We start from the raw sequence: 17481 nt of genomic DNA, 5'->3' as shown, positions 1-17481 counted from the left end.
AGGCAACGGATGCCCACCTTGAGTATCGCCCGCCATGTCCGCCATGCACTCGCCCTTGAACTCGCCGGTCCACAGCGTTTACCGCGCGGGTAAAACCAGCCTCAACCGTCGACAAACCCTCACCCGTCTCGGCTTGTTGTTCATGGTCGGCCCATTGGGCATCGCCGCGCAGCATCTGGAATGGCAACAGTGGACAACCCCTCAACGCCCGGCCATCGGCGAGCAAAAGAGCGCGGCTCTTGCGGACGCCGCACGCGTATTTCTGCGCTGCGAATGTCCGCAGGCGTGTGCGACATCGGCGCCAGCCTGCGCCTGTGCCCCGACACCGTGCCGCTGACCGCTCGTCAGCCGGCCGGCACCAAGGCGTCTGCGCGCCAGACCAACATCAGGTATATCCCCTTTTTGGAGACGGATCATGATGACGCGCAAATTCACCTCATTATTGCTGGCCGGCCTGTTGGCCACGGCCTCGGCCGCCAGCTTCGCCGCCAATGACGGCGCCGATGCGACCGGCACCAAATCCGGTGGCCCGACCAGCACGACCATGCCACCGAACAACACCCCGGGCGCCCCGGCGGGCGGCAGCACGTCGGGCGGTACCGGCTCCGGCACTAATACGGGCACCAACACCGGCACTGGCACCAATGGCGGCGCCAGCGGTTCGGGTTCGGGTGCAGGCGGTGGCACGGGCGCGGCCGGCGGCGGAACGGGCGGTGCGGGCGGTGGCACGGGCGGCTGAACGAACAAGAGCCACCCTAGATAAACCGGTGGCGGGTCTGCCATAGCACCCCGTGGGAGCGAGCTTGCTCGCGAAAGCGTTCTGTCAGATGTGCCGTATGTGGCTGACATGACGCCTTTGCGAGCAGGCTCGCTTCCACAGTTTTTGTGGCGAACTGAAGATCAGCGATCCGAGCGCATCAACTCGGCCAACCCACTCTCCAGCGACAACACCGCCGCACGATTCCGCCCGGCATTCTTCGCCTGATACAACGCCGCATCGGCACGCTGGATAAACACTTCCGGATCATCATTGCCGTTCGGAATGAACGAATAGCAGCCCAGGCTGACGGTGAGATATTCCGTCGGCGAGCCGCTGTGGGTGATGTGTTTGTCGATCACGCTGCGACGGATCTGCCCGGCGATCGCCAGCGCACCATTGATGTCGGTGTCCGGCAACAACACGGCAAACTCCTCTCCCCCATACCGCACCGCCAGATCCGACTTGCGCTGACAGCAGGCCTTCAACACTTGGGCAACTTGCGCCAGACATTGATCCCCCGCCACATGCCCGTAGGCATCGTTGTAGCGTTTGAAAAAATCAATATCGAGCATGATCAGACTCACCGGGCTGACCTGCCGCGCACCGCGGGCAAACTCGATTTCCAGCGACCGCTCGAACAAACGCCTGTTGGCCAGCCCGGTCAGGCTGTCGTGCGTCGCAATCTGCTCCAGCGTGCGCTGTGCCTTGCGCAGATTCCGTTCGATGCGCTCGCCATCGCGGACCTGATGAATGAACACCCAGCCAAACAGACCCACGCCGAGAACCAGCAACGCGACAATCACGCTGGACTGAAACGCCCGCGCGTACCAACCCTTGAGAATCGTATCGCGCGACGTCGCGGCGGAAACCACCAGCGGATACGACGCCAACTGCCGGTAGCCATACAAACGCGTGACGCCGTCGACAAACGAATCGAGCATGGCGGTACCGGCAGCGGCATTAGGCAGCAACGTCTTATAAATATCGCCCTTCGCCAGCGAGCTGCCAATCAGCGATTCATCGAATGGCCGGCGGGCAAGCAAGGTGCCGTCAGTGAGACCGAGGAACATGATGCCGTTGTCATCGAGGCTGAAGCTTTTAAAGAACTGATCGAAGTACGCCATCTTGATCCCGGCCAGCAGCACGCCCTGGAAATTGCCGGCCTGATCGTTCACGCGCCTGGAGATCGGGATGATCCACTCGCCATTCTCACGGCTGCGAATCGCCGGGCCGATATGCGCCAGGGTGGAAACGTTCTGCTGATGAAACTTGAAATACTCGCGGTCGGCCACGCCGTTGCCACGGGGCAGATCGGGGAACGAAGTAATCACCCACTGCCCGTCACGATCGAAGAAAAACATGCCGTGCAACTGGTCGAGTTGCTGCACCCGCCGTGCGAAGGTCTTCTGCAAACGCGTCTTCTGCGCGGCGCCGTGACCGTCCTCCTGAATCCAGTCAACGAGGCTGTTCATCACCAGGTCCGCCGCCAGAAACGTATCCTCGGCTTGCTGCGCCATCGCCCGGGTCAGATTGCTCGAAGCCATCTGCGCCACCGCCAGATCCTGACGCCGCGACTGCTCCAGTTGCAGGTACAACAAACCGCACAGGCACAGACACACCGCAACGGTAAACAGCACCGCCGCCTTGCGAAGTGGCAAGCGCTTGAGCGTGCCGGGGGTCTGTTGCGGATCGTGAATGGGGATAGGCAAAAGCATGTCCTGGGCAGGTACGACAAGGGCGCCAGCGGGTAAACCCTTATGTTTTGTGAGCGTAGCCCACCGGGATGCACGGGGCAAACCACGCCCTCCCGCCCAGGTATATCGGCGCACAACGAGATTGGATGATCACCGTTCGCCGGTTTATTTTCGAGTTGCTCTTTGCGGTTAGTCAGTTGTGAGGGGTTTGTTGATTTCCCAGGCAAAAAAACAGGCGCCTCCTAAGGCGCCTGTTTTTTCCGTACAAGCCGCTCACATCACCGCGAAGGCGGCACGCGAATATCACCCGCCCGGCACTGGGTTTTCACACCTTTACCGCACGCGCCGAACTGCAGATCCTTGCCCATGCACACGCGGACTTCCGATAACTCCGGGCCGCTGCAGATCACCGCAATGCCGTCAGCCGGGATGCCCGGGTTGGCCTTGCGGAACAGGTCGGCGATTTCCTGAGCTTCGAAATAATACGAGGAACTGAACGGTTGCAGTTGCTCCGGGATCTTCACGGCAGCGACGGCCTTATCGGCTTCATCCAGATAGCCCATCGCGCCGAGGCCGCTGCAGGTGCCGTGTTTCGACCATTCGTGATCGAGCAGTTTCTTGGTCGGGAACAGCGTCAGGCCTTTGCTGGTTTCCGCGGCGTTCAGCGTGGTCAGCGGCGGGCAGGATTCCGGCCAGCCACCCTTGGCATATTGCGGCCACAGGCCATGCAGCACGAAGCCGTAACCCTTGCCGGAACACTGCGCGTCAGCCTTGTGGGTCAAACAAAACGTCGGCGACCATGACAGCGTCAGCAGGTAGTAATCGAACACCCCCGCCACCGATTCCGCCTGGGCCTTGCTCGACTGCGACTGGCGCGCCGAACTCATGCCGATGCTACCGACTGTCAGCGCGATCACTGCCAAAATTGTAAACAGCTTTTTCATCCACCCGCTCCTTGGGACGCCTGCGTCCGTGGTTTTCGATCCTGGCCACACTTGGCCAGGGCTGATTTCGACACGCTTGTGTTGCAAGCGCATGACGCAAGGCAAGGCCGCACGCCGTTGAACGGTCTACGATTAACAGGCAGACATCAAACAACAGGGATCCGAAATGAGTAAAGCAGACGAACTCGCCGCCAAACTCAAGCAAACCCGGCACACCCACGCGGATGCGGCGCTGGAGATCGATTGCTGGCCAGCGCAGGTCTACGACCTGTACCACCGCATCGAGGCGTGGCTGCAACCGGTCACCGAAGTCGGCCTGAAAATCCGCCGCAACCCGACCCACGTTTGCGAAACCTCGCCCGATGGCGAAAGCCATGATTACGCGATCGATCAACTGGTGATCGAAGCCAATCATCAAAGCCTGACATTTGATCCCATCGCACGGTTCACCGAAGATGGCGCCGGACGGGTGCAGATCAATCCTTCAGCCACGGACACCTATTTGCTAAGGACCGTAGACGAACACGGTGAAAGCCATTGGTGGATGCAGTCGATTGAAACCGGGCAGCAATTGGATGCCATTGCGCTGACGGAAAATAATCTGTTGCTGGCGGTGCAGGAAGGCCTGGGCTTGTAATCAGCCTCTGACGATAGGGATCTGCGTCGAGAACGTGGTTAACTTCTCGCTCCGATCCCATGGAAGCCCGACAGACATGACAAAAACCACAATTGTGCTCGGTACCTTGTTCGCCCTGAGCTTGAACGCGCACGGCGCCGAACAGACCTCACACCTCGACAGCATCCAGCAACAAGGCCAATTGCGCGTCTGCACCACCGGCGACTACAAGCCCTACACCTTCAAACGCCCCGACGGCGATTTCGAAGGCATCGACATCGCCATGGCGCGCTCGCTGGCGGACAGCCTCGGGGTCAAAGTGCAATGGGTGCAAACCACCTGGAAAACCCTGATGCCGGACATGCAGGCCGGTAAGTGCGACATCGGCATGGGCGGTATTTCGGTGACGCTGGAACGGCAGAAAAAAGCCTACTTCAGCAACACCCTCGACACCGACGGCAAGATCCCGCTGGTGCGCTGCGCCGATGTCAGCAAGTACCAGACGGTCGAGCAAATCAACCAGCCGAACGTGCGCCTGGTCGAACCCGCCGGCGGCACCAACGAAGCCTTCGTCCACGCCTTCCTGCCCAAGGCGCAACTGGCCCTGCACGACAACGTGACGATCTTCCAGCAACTGCTCGACAACAACGCCGACGTGATGATCACCGACGCCTCGGAAGCGCTGTATCAGCAGAAACTCAAACCGGGGTTGTGCGCGGTCAATCCGCATCAATACATGCAGTACGGCGAGAAGGCTTACTTGCTGCCGCGCGATGACATCAGCTGGAAACTGTACGTCGATCAGTGGCTACATCTGAGCAAGGAGACAGGCAAGTATCAGCAAACCCTGAGCGAGTGGATTGCCGTACCTGCCGCACAGTAATCCTCAATCGTCATGCAACATGCCGGAGCTGTAATGCTTGAGCGACAGCGCCGGTTCAGCATCGCCACCGCCAGACACGGACATCACCATGCAATTTCTGCCACTCATCGACGCCTGCCCCACCCACCAGGCCCACGTCCGCACCCTGCGCAATCAGCCGGACGTGCGCAAATTCATGTACACCTCGCATGAAATCAGCGAGCAGGAACACGCCAACTGGCTCGCCTCTTTGCAGGCTAACCCACGCCAGCAAGTGTTCGTAGTGATCAAGGATGAGCAAGCGGTCGGCGTTGTTTCGTTGAATGCGATCAACGTTTTGCACAAGAGCGCGGACTGGGCGTTTTATCTGGATGTCGGGTTGCAGGGAAAGGGCTTGGGCAGCGTGGTCGAATTCTGGATGCTGGATCACGCGTTTGGCGTGGCGGGGTTGGAGAAGCTGAATTGTGAAGTGCTGGCGATGAATGCAGCGGTTGTGAAGATGCATCAGAAGTTTGGGTTTGAGATTGAGGGCGTTCGGCGGCAGAACGTGGAGAAGGACGGGATTCGGGTGGATGTGGTTTTACTGGGGATTACCAAAGAGGAATGGCTGAACAGGCGCCCGGCGTTGCAAAGCGTTATTGCGCGACTTGAGAGCAGCACTGTCCGGCTCAGGAGATAAAGCGAATCCTCTACGAAGAGGTCGTACCTGTCTGCCACACGAACCTGGAAACCGTGATTCCAATGATATGGTCTGCGTTCAACTCGGAGCAGTTGAAGGCAGACATAGCAGAGACTTTGAAAGCACGGGAAAACAGCCGCTTTCGGCGGCAGATAGACAAACTGCTGATCCGTTGGCTGACGTTTCGATACAAATACATCTGGAAAGAGATCTCCAGGCATTATCGAAAGTGACCGCCCCCATCGCTAGCCAATAGTTGGTGACCGCCGCAGCCTCCAGGCCATACCTAAAACCATTTTGATGGGCGCTTGGACTTGCGCTCAAGGACAGGTCACCAGCCACCGCAACTCGCCCTTTAGCATTGGACTCATCAGTGAAAGACTGTGCCAATCCTCGATCGATCTTCTGAAAACCAGATTCCGGTGACCTTACCGACAATATCCTCAACTGCGACCTGCCCCATGAAGCGGCTGTCGTTGCTGCTATCGCGGTTATCGCCGAGCAGATACACGTGATCCTTCTCGATCACCGTCTGCGGCGTTTGCTGATAACGAGGATCCTTCACACGCTCTGGCGGCGCAAAGAACAACCCCATGTTTTCACCGTTGCGAATGACCTTACCGTCAACGATCGACAACGTATCGCCTCCCACTGCGGCGACACGTTTGACCGCCTCCGTACCGTTGTAGCGATACACCACAATGTCGCCAACCTGCGGCGCGTCGATACGCATTTTGGTGACGATATAGTCCCCGATCGAGAGGGTCGGAACCATCGAGCCAGACGGAATAAAGTAAGTCTTGAACCCCAGAGTCGGCCCTCTCAACGGCCCCAGCAGAACAAGCGAAACGATGATCAGCGTTACCACGTAAAACACATGGAAACGGCGGCTGGGACTGTCCACCGAACTACCTTCTTTACGCGCCAACATCGCTGCCGCCGTGGCCGATCCCAGTTTGACCAGGACGATAAAAATGCCGAAGACATACAAACCGATTGGCGTCGTCGTGACTCCGCACACGCCAAGCAAAACCACACCGACGTAGAGCAGCGCCGCAACGCGCACCGCCCATTTAACGCGACCGACATAAACCAGACCCCAGCCTGCCACCAGGCACGACATCACGAACGCTTGCAGCGGATTTTTACGAGTATTCATAAACTCTCATCGACGATGTTGAAAGCGATCAGTGCTTCCGTGGGATTGCGGCGTTTTTAAAAGCGGCGCGCGCGAAATGCTACTGAATAGCCATCATTCTGTCCATGTAGGCAACTGGGGTGATTTCAGCACCTTCCCCTCATGGCGACAGACCGACCGCCGTCGCCACAAAGGTCAGGATTTACGCCTTCAACTCAACGTTATCCAACGCCTGATTCACCGCCAACTCCCCCAACATCACCACCTGCGCGATGCCCAGCGCAGTTTTGCGGTGCGCGGGGTCGAGTGCTGCGGCGAAGTTGTTGAGCATTTCCGAAGCGGAACTCAGCGTTTCACTGGCGTTGGCCAATAGGGATTCCGAGTCGTACTTCGGATTGGCGAGGTACATGCGCTCGGGCTCGTTGACGCTGGACATGATGCGGTCGGCAGGAAGGAGGTAGTGATCGAGGGCGCGTTCGGCGGCTTCGTGGAGTTTTTTGGAGTTGAGGGATTCGTAGGGGGATGCGGGATCGGTTTCTGGTGGGTTGGGCGTTACTTTGAACATAGATGGAACCTCTAGCGCGATTACTAAAAGGAGCCATCACCCACGCTACCAAACGATGGGTGGCGGCCATACGCGGGTTGGTAGACCGGTCGCACTAGAACCCGGCGCCCACGAATGGGCCCCACGCATGACCACCATGAAATCCAGGTCCTGGGAAAGCGACTGAATCAGGTGATGCGATGCATCTAGACACGAAGCGGGCTACCAAACCCGATCACTGGGTTTCAGTGATGTGGGGACGATAGAACCTGCGGGCTAGACGCACAAGCCGGGGGATTCTGTCTTAGGTGTAGGGAGAGGCGCAAGGTGGTGTAGGGTTTGTGCGGTCGCAATGGGATTCACTTAAACAAGCAAATGCACTATCGTTTAAATAGTCTTACTGAATTACAAGTTCTCGGGTTTGCAAGGTCTTTAAAAATTTCGAGATTGCATCAGATACTGCGAGCGCGAGCTGCAGAATCGCTTCGGAAGCGCAGGCTGCCCCCCACTCACATCAAAACACAATTCAGATTTAGGTTCGGGGGAGGCATCCCTGATTTTTCCAACCATAACAAAGCAAATAAAATCAATAAGTTACATAAAATCCATGAAAATGGCATTGACTAGAGAATTGATTGAAAAATGCCCAAGCAACTCCAGCGACCCACGAAACGACCGAAAATCAGTGAGCTGTAAAAATTCAAGACGTTCAAGGCTTCCTTCTGATTGAACGCTCACAATGCCTCTATCGAACTGAGAGCTACAACTCGAAACATGGCTCCTCGCCAAGAGAAGCTAAGCGCATGTTACTCTCACCAAAATGTGAAAATCGGCTAAGAAATGGCATCCAAAGCTGGGTTTGATCTTAAAGCATTGAATTAATTGAAAACCATATATCGACAAAAAAAATATCATTAGCACGGAGCATTAGATGACAAATAACCTAGTTTTTTCTTATCCCGAAATTTTGGGCATGTTTGGACGACACCTAATGTCAGGCCGAACAGAATCCCGCGCATTTTTGGGATGGTACTTGGAACACTACTTCCGACTGGAAGAATCTGACTCTCAAGATACCATTTGCGACGGCCCTGATGATAAAGGTATCGACGGAATTTATGTCGACGACAACTTTGAGAAAATTGTAGTATTCCAAACAAAACTTTATCAGAACACGCGCAAAACTTTAGGCGACGTAACGCTAAAAGAATTCGCAGGAACAATGGACCAACTTAAATCTAAAGCCAGCATTGAAAACCTCGTAGCCACCACTGTTAATATAGAGCTAAAAGGTCTAATCAAAGACCTAGATATCGCAAATCTGGTTGATAAAGGTTACAAAATTACAGGTATTTTCATCACAAACGCAGAAGCCGACAACAATGCTAAAAACTATACGGCTCAACGACCTGATATAACAATATTTGATAAAGTCAGACTATCGGAAGATTGGGTTGCTGCTGGAGAATCTGCACCTGTTCACTCTTCGGTTACGTTTCGCCTTGACGGCCAGATGGCGATTGAATATACGACGCCAGATGCTACAGTTTTCGTTGCACCGCTTCTGGCAACAGAATTGGTAACTTTACCCGGACTACAAAGCGGAGAACTATTTGCTTGGAATGTGCGAAAAGCACTAGGCAGAACTAAAGTAAACAAAGCTATCGCTGAGAGCGTAAATGAACAAGCTGAACACAAGAACTTTATACTTTACCACAATGGACTAACTATCCTCGCCGAATCTGCAATGCGCGAAAACGATCATATAACAATAGATGGATATACTGTTGTTAACGGCTGCCAAAGCCTTACCACACTACACGAACAACGAGCAAAAATAACCAACGAATTACGACTGTTAACTCGAATCATTATGCTGCCACCACAAAATGAACTAGCAGCAAAAATCACCCGACACAGCAACAACCAAAACTCCATTAACGCCCGAGATCTCCAATCCAACAGCAATATCCAAAAAAGGCTCCAGACTGAATTCCGAAGAGACTTCCCTGGAATATTTGATTACGAGATCAAACGAGGAGAAAGACTCACTGCAGAAAATGTAATTACTAACGAAGAAGCTGCACGCCTTCTACTCGCATTTGATTTGCAGCAACCATGGTCGTGCCACCAGTCATATAAATTATTCGATGAATTACATAGCGAAATATTTGGACGCCCCGAGGTAACGGCGAGTCGAATTGTTGCCCTCCAGATATTACATCAAGCTGTCCTAAATTCTTTAAACCTATTCAGAGATCAGCTTGTAGCGAACTACAAACTAGTTCAGTTTTTTATGCTTTATCTCATTCGCCAAGCAATGCAAGAAGATGATGCAGGAAAAGCTTTTATTTCTAATGCAGGTCGTTTGATAGAAATTGTCGGAACTGATACCGCGCTTTGTATTTTCTCACCAATAGTCGCCGACCTCATCACGGATCTAAATGCTGAAATCGAAGAGCGGAAAGAAGGAAACAATCCTTTTGACCACAAACGAGAACTAAAAAGTCCAACTGCAATAAAAACGCTATCGAAGCAAATTATTCCATCCTATGTTAAGGCTATCCGAAGAGACCGCGCAACTTCCTTTACAGTGGAGCTTGCAAAATACGGAATCAACCCAGAGAGCTTAAAATAGCAATTTGTTACCTACATCGACAATTAACCAGATCACTAGGAAGTGATCTGGGACTTCTCCAGCTAAGCAAACTTAATTACTGAGACCCACGTTTCAGAGTACCACCTATAATACGTCGCCCTCTCTTCATCAAACCAAGATCAATCATAGCCCTTCTCTTAGCTAGGAACAGCCAAAAACTCCTATATCCATATCGCTATAATTTTCTATTACACGAAGTACACCTTCAATATTATTATGACGCCGCCAATTCCAGAACCTTATATCGCCAGCAGCTGCGGAATAAACATATCGAAGAAATTGGGAAGGTAGCTCAGGATTATTACAAATAAAAGACCTACCGTTACTCCCCCTAAACCAAACGTATCCATACTGAGAGTTACCCCCATTAAACCATCCGCCCGAAACCTCTTTAAAAACCACCTCATCCATTAGTCGTTGGTGAAAATCGTCAGACTCATAAACACAATGAATATGTGCATGAACGACGCACCCACCAGAATGATATGTATATTTTCCGGCACCACTTTCAAAAAAAGATAATCGTTTCCCGGTCTTCAAGAATATATGGGTGGACATCTTCAAAACTATATTCTCGACCTGATGAAGCTGTTCATCCGTAATAATCGAGAAATTTTTCAAATGCTGCTTTGGAACGATCATCGCATGCGCGTCGTTTAACGGCCCTAGACTTGGCAGCACTACAAAATCCTCAGTTTCATAGAGGATGTTCCGCCGACTATTAATAAGATCCTGATACCTCGAATCACAACCAGCAACAGGCAGCATCTTTAGCTCTTGACAGATATTGCAATTACTCATTGTTTTCTTTCTGTTCAACGTCATTTTTTTTTGCCTTTGGCAAAATATCTTCCGCCCAAGCTGCTAGTCGGCTTAGCACTAAATCGGAAAAATAACCAAAAATAAAGCACATTGAAAATGCGGTACTAGCTGCTGCGGGATTCTTCATAACAACTGGAAACATACCTGACGCAACAAGAAGATAAGTCACAAATGCCACTATAGACGATAAAAATGGAGTGAGCACACGCCAATAAAATTTATGACACTGCCATAAATACTTATATTGATCACTTTTCCCTCGCGCCGTCACCCTATAAAACCATTTTGCATCATATACCCAACCACCTAAAAAGCCACCAACAAGAGCAAATAAGAACATCTTGTTATTATAGCTCACATGCCAAACATCGAACTGAATCAACAACAACAGTCCCATACACCCAATCAATAAAACAACAAGATATAAAAACTCAAATATAATCTGGCCTTTATCCGTATCAAAATATGGGACACAATCTCTCCCTTCAATACCTTTCCCTTTTGAATCTGCAACACTGTTCGACACGGCAGCAATCCTTTCTCAAGCCATCTATGAAAAATCGACTGACATACTCAGTCATCTGGCTCATAAATATCAATGAGATTTTAAAGAGGATGCGGCTACCGTATTTGGTCTTTTCACAACCTATCCGCTTGAGAAGCCGCTATTCGATGCGAAACACCGTGCTCAGACAGGAATGCTTGTAGAAAATGTTACGTCAACCTGGGAATGCCTCGTCGGCTTACTTCCACCCGTTCCTGATAAACTCTCTTCCTTGCCCGGCCCACTCAGATCTCCCCATGCTCCTAAAATCAGATTCACTACAAACACTCTCCCGCCGCTTCTCCGTCGCTCCAATGATGGATTGGACCGACCGCCATTGCCGTTTCTTCCTACGCCTCCTATCGAAGAACGCCCTGCTCTACACCGAAATGGTCACCACCGGCGCGCTGCTCAACGGCGATCACGAGCGTTTCCTCCGTCACAACGAAGCCGAGCACCCGCTCGCGTTGCAGTTGGGCGGTAGCGTTCCGTTGGACTTGGCCGCCTGCGCCCGCATGGCCCAAGAACACGGCTATGACGAGGTGAACCTCAACGTCGGCTGCCCAAGCGATCGTGTGCAAAACAACATGATCGGCGCGTGCCTGATGGGTCATCCGCAACTGGTGGCGGATTGTGTGAAGGCGATGCGTGATGCAGTGACAATTCCGGTGACGGTAAAGCACCGCATCGGTATCAACGGTCGGGACAGTTACGCGGAGCTGTGTGATTTCGTCGGTACCGTCCGCGATGCCGGGTGCACCAGTTTTACCGTGCATGCGCGGATTGCGATTCTAGAGGGGTTGTCGCCGAAGGAGAATCGCGACATTCCGCCGTTGCGCTATGACGTGGCGGCGCAGCTGAAGGCGGATTTTCCGGAGTTGGAGATTGTGCTGAATGGCGGGATCAAGACGATGGAGGCTTGCCATGAGCATTTGCAGACGTTTGACGGTGTGATGTTAGGACGTGAGGCTTATCACAATCCGTATTTGCTGGCGGAGGTGGATCAGCAGTTGTTCGGCAGTTCGGCGCCGGTGATCAGTCGGGCTGAGGCGTTGGCGCAGTTGCGTCCTTATATAGCCGAGCATTTGCTGGCGGGTGGTGCGATGCATCACATCACGCGGCATGTGCTGGGCCTGGGCACTGGGTTCCCGGGGGCGCGGAAATTCCGTCAGTTGTTGTCGGTGGATATTCACAAGGCCAAGGATCCGTTGGCGTTGCTGGATCAGGCCGCCGAGTTGCTCGAAGGTCGTTAATCCCTTCCTCTTACACTGCGCCAGGCGGATTGCTCCGCCTGGCGTCAGCATTCAGGCCGCCGCTGCGGCGGTCCAGTTCACCCAGCCAAACGCCCACGTCGCCAGAATCAACAATCCAAACGCGATGCGATACCACGCGAACGCGGCGTAGCTGTGGTTGGCAATAAATTTGAGCAGGCCGCGTACGGCGATCATGGCGAAGATGAATGCGGTGACGAAGCCGAGGGCGAAGACTGGCAGGTCGTTGGGTTGGAACAGGTCGCGGTATTTGTAGCCGGAGTAGACGGCGGCGCCGACCATGGTTGGCATGGCGAGGAAGAATGAGAATTCGGTGGCGGCTTTGCGGGACAGGCCGAAGAGCAGACCGCCGATGATGGTCGAGCCGGAGCGTGAAGTGCCGGGAATCATCGCCAGGCATTGTACGAAACCGATCTTCAGTGCGTCAGACCAGTGCATGTCGTCGACGTGATCGACGCTGATGACGTGGCTGCGTTGTTCGGCCCACAACATGATGATGCCGCCGACGACCAGTGCCACGGCGACGGTGATCGGGTTGAACAGGTATTCGTGAATCGCGTCGGCGAACAGCACGCCGAGGACCACGGTGGGCAGAAAGGCGATCAGCAAGTTGAGGGTGAAGCGTTGGGCATTGCGTTCAGTGGGCAGGCCTTTGACGATGTCGAAGATCTTCGGGCGGAATTCCCAGACGACGGCAAGTATGGCGCCTAGTTGAATAATGATGTTGAACGCCATGGCGCGTTCGCCGCCGAATTCCAGCAAGTCGGCTACGATGATCTGGTGGCCGGTACTTGAGATCGGCAAGAACTCGGTCAAGCCTTCTACCGCACCTAATATCAACACCTGAAAAAGCGTCCAGAAATCCATTAATCCTCCGTCAGAGCGCTCTTTGGGCGAGCGACCGGGTAACAACACTCAGGGGTTGAGTATCTGCAGTGAGACCATTGACATACATAAACGCAAAAGTTCATCAGCCACAAAGATTACGTCTTATTAAAAGAAACACTCAAGCCATGTTAGTAATCGTCGGCTGACGAACTACGCAGAAAATATTCAGGCTTTTCTAAAGAAAAAAGTTGCCCTGTCGATAAAGTGTGATCAATGTCACATTAAGCATAGATGGCCAGACAGTGGCAAAAGGACATGGACAAAGCCATCGCTATAAGCTCAAAATAGTGGCACCATTGCATATAGCCACCATCTAATCGCTAGTTCACCGCTCCGAGAAAATCAACTAAAAGCCTGAAAAGCTTAATTATTGTTAGAAATCTCGCGAGACACGTCTAAAATCCGCGCAAATGTTACCAATTGTCAGTCACAGATGAGAACCTGTGCTTTAACATCCCGATGTCAGCACTAATTCGAGTCAATGCATGATGCTCTCAGGGAACTTAGCGCCTAGAAGCCCGCGCCCGACAAATGACGAACCTGGAGTTCTTACTCTGGGTCGCACCCGTGGCGTGGCTGAACATTTTAGAACGCTGGTCGCCAAGCACGTGCGCACTGATATGGCACTAGAGGTGAACGCCTACACGCAGTCATATCAGTTCAATGAACAATCTGCTCCGTATCGAGCCATTTTCCTGGTGATCGATAGCCCACAGGCGCTCGAGGACAATCTCGCGCTGGTGGAAAACCTGCGCAATGACAACTTGAAACCGATCATTTGCGCGGTCATCACTGGGCGCGGCGCCTTCAACAAGATCAAGTATTATCTTGCCGGCGCGGACTTTTGTATCAAGCTCAATACCCTTTCCGAAGAAGGCGGCGAGTTGCTCGGCGAGTTCTTCAACAGTGAAGAGTGGCAAAGAGATATCAATCTCACACTCGACCCGACGCGTATCTGCCTGATGGATACCAGCAAGAAACTCGACATTTCATTTGCCGAAATGAAGATCCTCGAAGCCTTTGCGCAAACCAGTAATCACATTCTGAGTCATGATGAAATTGCCAGCATCATGGGCCTCAACACCAATTTCTACGACCCTCGAGCGCTGGAAAAATCGATCAGTCGCTTGCGTGGAAAAATCAAGGAGATGTATGGTACAAACGCGATTCAGAGCATCCGCGGCTACGGCTATCGCCTGATGCGGGGCCTGATATCGACTGCCTGATCAAGGCAGCCATCCCTTTTGCATACGTACGAAGGATCGTCTGATGCAACTCTATAGCTCCTGTTCTGCTTTACCCCTGCTGAAAATCAAGCAATTGAATGAGCGCGGCAACACGACCCATAACAATAAAACTCCATAACATAGCAGCAGATCGAGTGGAACTTATCGAGGGCCAACTTTGGGCCCAGACCCTGCCTATCGATTACTTCCGAGGAAGTCATTGCTCGCCTGCCGATTTATCTTTTAGCCAATTTTTGGTGTGTATTTAGGAGAGAGACATGGAAACTAGTACAACCCTCCCAAGGAAATATTTTGTTGTCGTGACTCACAGCACAACGTCGCAGCGCGAATTGGAGAACATCCTGTCCAGCGAACATTTCAATTCGTTTGGTCACGCTGAAGGTGTTGCTTCACCCTCCTCCGCGCCAATGGTGATGGAGTTCACATATCCAAGCGCCAGTCGCAAGAATGTTGCGCGCAGTTTCGAACATGATACCCAGCGGATATTGGCCACGCTCGAATCCGAATGGCTCGCGGCGCAAACCGCCAACCCGTTTCAGAAATCTCCGGCGTCGATCGGAGACAGCAATAACATGCCATCCGTCATTGAAGACACTTTGCCTGTCAGCGAAACCTGGCACCTGGACAATGATCAAGGCGCACTGATCAAAGAAGATATCGAGATCAGTCTGACCGGACTTGAAACTGCACTGGTGCACAAAATGCTCAATCATGAAGACCGTGTCGTCAGTCGTGATGAGTTGATCCTGAGCATCGGTCGAGAACCCGAGCAATATCGCGGTCTGGAAATGTGCCTGAGTCGCCTGCAAGACAAATTCAAGCATGCCAGTAACGGTGAGCGACTGTTCCGTGCAGTGCGCAATCGTGGTTATTGCCTTATCCAGGAAGTGGTCGCGTAATCAACGCTGGCCTTCCACCAGAAACAAACAGATAAAAGTGCGATTACAACAACAAGAAGAGCACTCTGTTTGGTTTCACCTCCCTTCTCCCATTTCAGACATCCCTGCCTCGACCCCTCCAACAGTAACAAATACAACACGATTAATTCACCCCTTGCTCTGCGACCTTTTCTAACACTGTTCTATTTAATTATTATAAAGTTGGCACTATGCCATCTTGTTAGAACTCGTCAGACACCATTCCAGCCAATAACTTAGTCTATTGACTGACGACAGTTCGGCATATCGATGTTGTTACCTCAGGACACTCGTTACAACAAAAACAATAAGTCTGTATAACAACTCGGATTTCAACTGTTGAAACCTGAATGGACGTCTTTTGGGGATACCGTATGGATCTTTCTCTAAGTATCAATCGAAGCACAGGCCTCAAGGGACTGACCTTTTGGGGCCAATGGGCACTGGCGCAGGGTTTTGTGGTGACGCTGCTGTTCATCCTCGCCGAGCAACACACCGGGACGGTCGCGTTCTACTACCGAATGTGCGCCACCCTGGCGGTATTGGCCTCGGTGCCGGCGTACACGTTCAGCGGTGTTTATCGCAAACGCGATAACTACCTGACCGGTCTGGGTCGGCTGTTCATGGGTTGGTCGATGACCATGGCGGCGCTGGCGTGCTTTGCCTTTGTCTGCCAGGCCGATGAGCTGTTTTCGCGCCAGGTGATTCTGAGCTGGGCGGTGTATGGCTTCCTCGGTCAGGCGTTCCTTTACGCTCCGCTGCATGCGTTTTCCAAGTACTACCAGCGCTCGCGTAAAAGCGAACACAAAACGCTGATCGTCGGCACGGGCGAACTGGCCCTGGGTCTGGCGAAGAAGCTCAGCCAGCTGGAAAATCTGCCGCTGGTAGGTTTGGTCAGCAACGGCGATGTGTCCGCACTGGGTAAAGATGCGCCGCGGGTTGTCGGTGCTCAGGAACAGTTGCTGGAGCTGATCGAAGCCCACGACATTCGCCGTTTGTACATCACCCTGCCGCTGTGCGAAGCAGCGAAAATCGAGGCGATTTACGGCGATTTGCTCGGTGCCAACGTCGACGTGGTGTGGGTCCCGGACTTGAACAGTCTGACCCTGCTCAATCACTCGGTGAAAGTCGTGGACGGTCTGCCGGCGATCTACCTCAACGAAAGCCCGCTGACCAGCCGCCCTACCGCTGCATTGAGCAAGAGTCTGGTCGAGAAAACCGTGGCATTCCTGGCGATCATTGCGTTGAGTCCGATCCTGTTGATCATCGCGCTGGCAGTGAAGATCAACTCACCGGGGCCGGTGTTCTTCAAGCAGGATCGCCATGGCTGGAACGGCAAGGTGATCAAGGTGTGGAAATTCCGCTCGATGAGCGTGCACGATGATCGCGAAGTGAAACAGGCCAGTCGTAACGACTCGCGCATCACTTCGGTCGGTCGCTTTATTCGCCGGACTTCGCTGGATGAATTGCCGCAACTGTTCAACGTCTTGCAGGGGCACATGGCACTGGTTGGGCCGCGCCCGCACGCTGTTGCGCACAACCACTTCTACTCGGGGAAAATCCTCGCCTACATGGCCCGTCACCGGATTAAACCGGGGATCACCGGGCTGGCTCAGATCAGCGGCTGCCGTGGTGAGACTGACACCCTCGACAAGATGCAGAAACGTGTGGAGATTGACCTGCAGTACATCAACAGCTGGTCGTTGTGGCTGGATCTGAAGATCCTGGTGAAGACACCGTTTACATTGCTGTCGAAGGATATTTACTGAGGTTCAAGGCTGCACACCGCAAGGGGACGAAAGTCCCCTTTTTTGTGGCTGGGATTTGAGGATGACTGGCATGAGTGTCGGTTTTGCTGACGCCTTCGCGAGCAAGCTCGCTCCCACAGTAATTTGG

18 protein-coding genes are annotated in these 17481 nt (G+C 53.1%); 11 read left to right on the top strand and 7 right to left on the bottom strand.

From position 1 onward, the window contains the following. The first annotated feature begins 34 nt into the window (after positions 1-34). Together ACQ4OE_RS17305 and ACQ4OE_RS17300 are read left to right on the top strand one after the other, a co-directional pair. Complete coding sequence (locus ACQ4OE_RS17305) at positions 35-337, top strand: hypothetical protein (RefSeq protein WP_430947349.1); 303 nt, start codon at positions 35-37, stop codon at positions 335-337. Positions 338-415: 78 nt separating this feature from the next. After that, entirely contained in the window at positions 416-739 is a 324-nt protein-coding gene (locus ACQ4OE_RS17300) for a hypothetical protein (RefSeq protein WP_122590541.1), read from the top strand. A 161-nt stretch (positions 740-900) separates the two neighbouring features. Here ACQ4OE_RS17300 and ACQ4OE_RS17295 read toward each other — a convergent pair whose 3' ends face one another. Further along, positions 901-2469 (bottom strand): diguanylate cyclase, encoded by a 1569-nt coding sequence (locus ACQ4OE_RS17295; protein WP_430947348.1) that lies wholly within the window; start codon positions 2467-2469, stop codon positions 901-903. Between the two features lie 263 nt (positions 2470-2732). Continuing rightward, positions 2733-3398 carry a ribonuclease T2 gene (locus ACQ4OE_RS17290; RefSeq protein WP_430947347.1) on the bottom strand — a complete coding sequence of 222 codons (666 nt, stop codon included), beginning with the start codon at positions 3396-3398 and terminating at the stop codon, positions 2733-2735. A 166-nt stretch (positions 3399-3564) separates the two neighbouring features. Here ACQ4OE_RS17290 and ACQ4OE_RS17285 point away from each other — a divergent pair, with 166 nt between their 5' ends. The 4 genes from ACQ4OE_RS17285 to ACQ4OE_RS17270 all read left to right on the top strand — a co-directional run bounded on the left by ACQ4OE_RS17285 (position 3565) and on the right by ACQ4OE_RS17270 (position 5788). Further along, a complete protein-coding gene (locus tag ACQ4OE_RS17285) occupies positions 3565-4035 on the top strand; it encodes a hypothetical protein (protein WP_283435810.1) in 471 nt (156 codons plus the stop codon). A gap of 76 nt (positions 4036-4111) precedes the next feature. Next, entirely contained in the window at positions 4112-4897 is a 786-nt protein-coding gene (locus ACQ4OE_RS17280; RefSeq protein ID WP_430947346.1) for a transporter substrate-binding domain-containing protein, read from the top strand. An 88-nt stretch (positions 4898-4985) separates the two neighbouring features. Beyond that, on the top strand, positions 4986-5555 hold the full coding sequence (pseH, locus tag ACQ4OE_RS17275; protein ID WP_430947412.1) for a UDP-4-amino-4,6-dideoxy-N-acetyl-beta-L-altrosamine N-acetyltransferase: 570 nt from the start codon (positions 4986-4988) through the stop codon (positions 5553-5555). Continuing rightward, positions 5552-5788, top strand: a complete 237-nt coding sequence (locus tag ACQ4OE_RS17270) for a DUF7079 family protein (RefSeq protein WP_430947411.1) — start codon at positions 5552-5554, stop codon at positions 5786-5788. Before pseH ends, ACQ4OE_RS17270 begins: the two co-directional genes overlap by 4 nt. A 137-nt stretch (positions 5789-5925) precedes the next feature. On the opposite strand, the gene lepB is transcribed toward ACQ4OE_RS17270, so the two are convergent. Together lepB and ACQ4OE_RS17260 are read right to left on the bottom strand one after the other, a co-directional pair. Beyond that, positions 5926-6714: a signal peptidase I gene (gene lepB, locus ACQ4OE_RS17265; protein ID WP_430947345.1), complete on the bottom strand. Its 789-nt coding sequence runs from the start codon at positions 6712-6714 to the stop codon at positions 5926-5928. Between the two features lie 181 nt (positions 6715-6895). Then, entirely contained in the window at positions 6896-7258 is a 363-nt protein-coding gene (locus ACQ4OE_RS17260) for a DUF6124 family protein (protein ID WP_430947344.1), read from the bottom strand. A 910-nt stretch (positions 7259-8168) separates the two neighbouring features. Here ACQ4OE_RS17260 and ACQ4OE_RS17255 point away from each other — a divergent pair. Further along, positions 8169-9875 carry an AIPR family protein gene (locus ACQ4OE_RS17255; protein ID WP_430947343.1) on the top strand — a complete coding sequence of 569 codons (1707 nt, stop codon included), beginning with the start codon at positions 8169-8171 and terminating at the stop codon, positions 9873-9875. A gap of 162 nt (positions 9876-10037) precedes the next feature. Here the strand turns inward: ACQ4OE_RS17255 and ACQ4OE_RS17250 are convergent, their stop codons facing one another. Together ACQ4OE_RS17250 and ACQ4OE_RS17245 are read right to left on the bottom strand one after the other, a co-directional pair. Further along, complete coding sequence (locus ACQ4OE_RS17250) at positions 10038-10664, bottom strand: HIT family protein (protein ID WP_430947342.1); 627 nt, start codon at positions 10662-10664, stop codon at positions 10038-10040. Between the two features lie 25 nt (positions 10665-10689). After that, entirely contained in the window at positions 10690-11244 is a 555-nt protein-coding gene (locus ACQ4OE_RS17245; protein ID WP_205941803.1) for a hypothetical protein, read from the bottom strand. 275 nt (positions 11245-11519) lie between these two features. On the opposite strand from ACQ4OE_RS17245, the gene dusA reads away from it, so the two are divergent. Beyond that, positions 11520-12515 carry a tRNA dihydrouridine(20/20a) synthase DusA gene (dusA, locus tag ACQ4OE_RS17240; protein ID WP_430947341.1) on the top strand — a complete coding sequence of 332 codons (996 nt, stop codon included), beginning with the start codon at positions 11520-11522 and terminating at the stop codon, positions 12513-12515. Between the two features lie 51 nt (positions 12516-12566). Here dusA and ACQ4OE_RS17235 read toward each other — a convergent pair whose 3' ends face one another. Then, positions 12567-13400 carry an undecaprenyl-diphosphate phosphatase gene (locus ACQ4OE_RS17235; protein WP_430947340.1) on the bottom strand — a complete coding sequence of 278 codons (834 nt, stop codon included), beginning with the start codon at positions 13398-13400 and terminating at the stop codon, positions 12567-12569. Between the two features lie 506 nt (positions 13401-13906). Here ACQ4OE_RS17235 and ACQ4OE_RS17230 point away from each other — a divergent pair. From ACQ4OE_RS17230 to ACQ4OE_RS17220, 3 genes are all read left to right on the top strand, one after another. After that, entirely contained in the window at positions 13907-14647 is a 741-nt protein-coding gene (locus ACQ4OE_RS17230) for a winged helix-turn-helix domain-containing protein (RefSeq protein WP_122595330.1), read from the top strand. A 278-nt stretch (positions 14648-14925) separates the two neighbouring features. Continuing rightward, positions 14926-15567, top strand: coding sequence for a winged helix-turn-helix domain-containing protein (locus ACQ4OE_RS17225; RefSeq protein ID WP_430947339.1), 642 nt, complete (start codon positions 14926-14928; stop codon positions 15565-15567). A gap of 392 nt (positions 15568-15959) precedes the next feature. Then, complete coding sequence (locus tag ACQ4OE_RS17220; RefSeq protein WP_122595332.1) at positions 15960-17354, top strand: undecaprenyl-phosphate glucose phosphotransferase; 1395 nt, start codon at positions 15960-15962, stop codon at positions 17352-17354. Positions 17355-17481 lie beyond the last annotated feature (127 nt).

Source organism: Pseudomonas sp. WC2 (assembly GCF_050586545.1).
GTDB lineage: Bacteria > Pseudomonadota > Gammaproteobacteria > Pseudomonadales > Pseudomonadaceae > Aquipseudomonas.
Note: the sequence above shows the minus strand (reverse complement) of the source record. Positions and strands in the feature narration are given on the sequence as shown.

What these genes read in the sequence shown, in the direction of transcription:
- ACQ4OE_RS17260 (WP_430947344.1), bottom strand. Translation starts at nt 7,258, where the DNA reads ATGTTCAAAGTAACGCCCAACCCACCAGAAACCGATCCCGCATCCCCC.
- ACQ4OE_RS17230 (WP_122595330.1), top strand. Translation starts at nt 13,907, where the DNA reads ATGATGCTCTCAGGGAACTTAGCGCCTAGAAGCCCGCGCCCGACAAAT.
- ACQ4OE_RS17290 (WP_430947347.1), bottom strand. Translation starts at nt 3,398, where the DNA reads ATGAAAAAGCTGTTTACAATTTTGGCAGTGATCGCGCTGACAGTCGGT.
- ACQ4OE_RS17220 (WP_122595332.1), top strand. Translation starts at nt 15,960, where the DNA reads ATGGATCTTTCTCTAAGTATCAATCGAAGCACAGGCCTCAAGGGACTG.
- ACQ4OE_RS17280 (WP_430947346.1), top strand. Translation starts at nt 4,112, where the DNA reads ATGACAAAAACCACAATTGTGCTCGGTACCTTGTTCGCCCTGAGCTTG.
- ACQ4OE_RS17255 (WP_430947343.1), top strand. Translation starts at nt 8,169, where the DNA reads ATGACAAATAACCTAGTTTTTTCTTATCCCGAAATTTTGGGCATGTTT.
- ACQ4OE_RS17300 (WP_122590541.1), top strand. Translation starts at nt 416, where the DNA reads ATGATGACGCGCAAATTCACCTCATTATTGCTGGCCGGCCTGTTGGCC.
- dusA (WP_430947341.1), top strand. Translation starts at nt 11,520, where the DNA reads ATGCTCCTAAAATCAGATTCACTACAAACACTCTCCCGCCGCTTCTCC.
- ACQ4OE_RS17225 (WP_430947339.1), top strand. Translation starts at nt 14,926, where the DNA reads ATGGAAACTAGTACAACCCTCCCAAGGAAATATTTTGTTGTCGTGACT.
- ACQ4OE_RS17305 (WP_430947349.1), top strand. Translation starts at nt 35, where the DNA reads ATGTCCGCCATGCACTCGCCCTTGAACTCGCCGGTCCACAGCGTTTAC.
- ACQ4OE_RS17285 (WP_283435810.1), top strand. Translation starts at nt 3,565, where the DNA reads ATGAGTAAAGCAGACGAACTCGCCGCCAAACTCAAGCAAACCCGGCAC.
- pseH (WP_430947412.1), top strand. Translation starts at nt 4,986, where the DNA reads ATGCAATTTCTGCCACTCATCGACGCCTGCCCCACCCACCAGGCCCAC.
- ACQ4OE_RS17250 (WP_430947342.1), bottom strand. Translation starts at nt 10,664, where the DNA reads ATGCTGCCTGTTGCTGGTTGTGATTCGAGGTATCAGGATCTTATTAAT.
- ACQ4OE_RS17235 (WP_430947340.1), bottom strand. Translation starts at nt 13,400, where the DNA reads ATGGATTTCTGGACGCTTTTTCAGGTGTTGATATTAGGTGCGGTAGAA.
- lepB (WP_430947345.1), bottom strand. Translation starts at nt 6,714, where the DNA reads ATGAATACTCGTAAAAATCCGCTGCAAGCGTTCGTGATGTCGTGCCTG.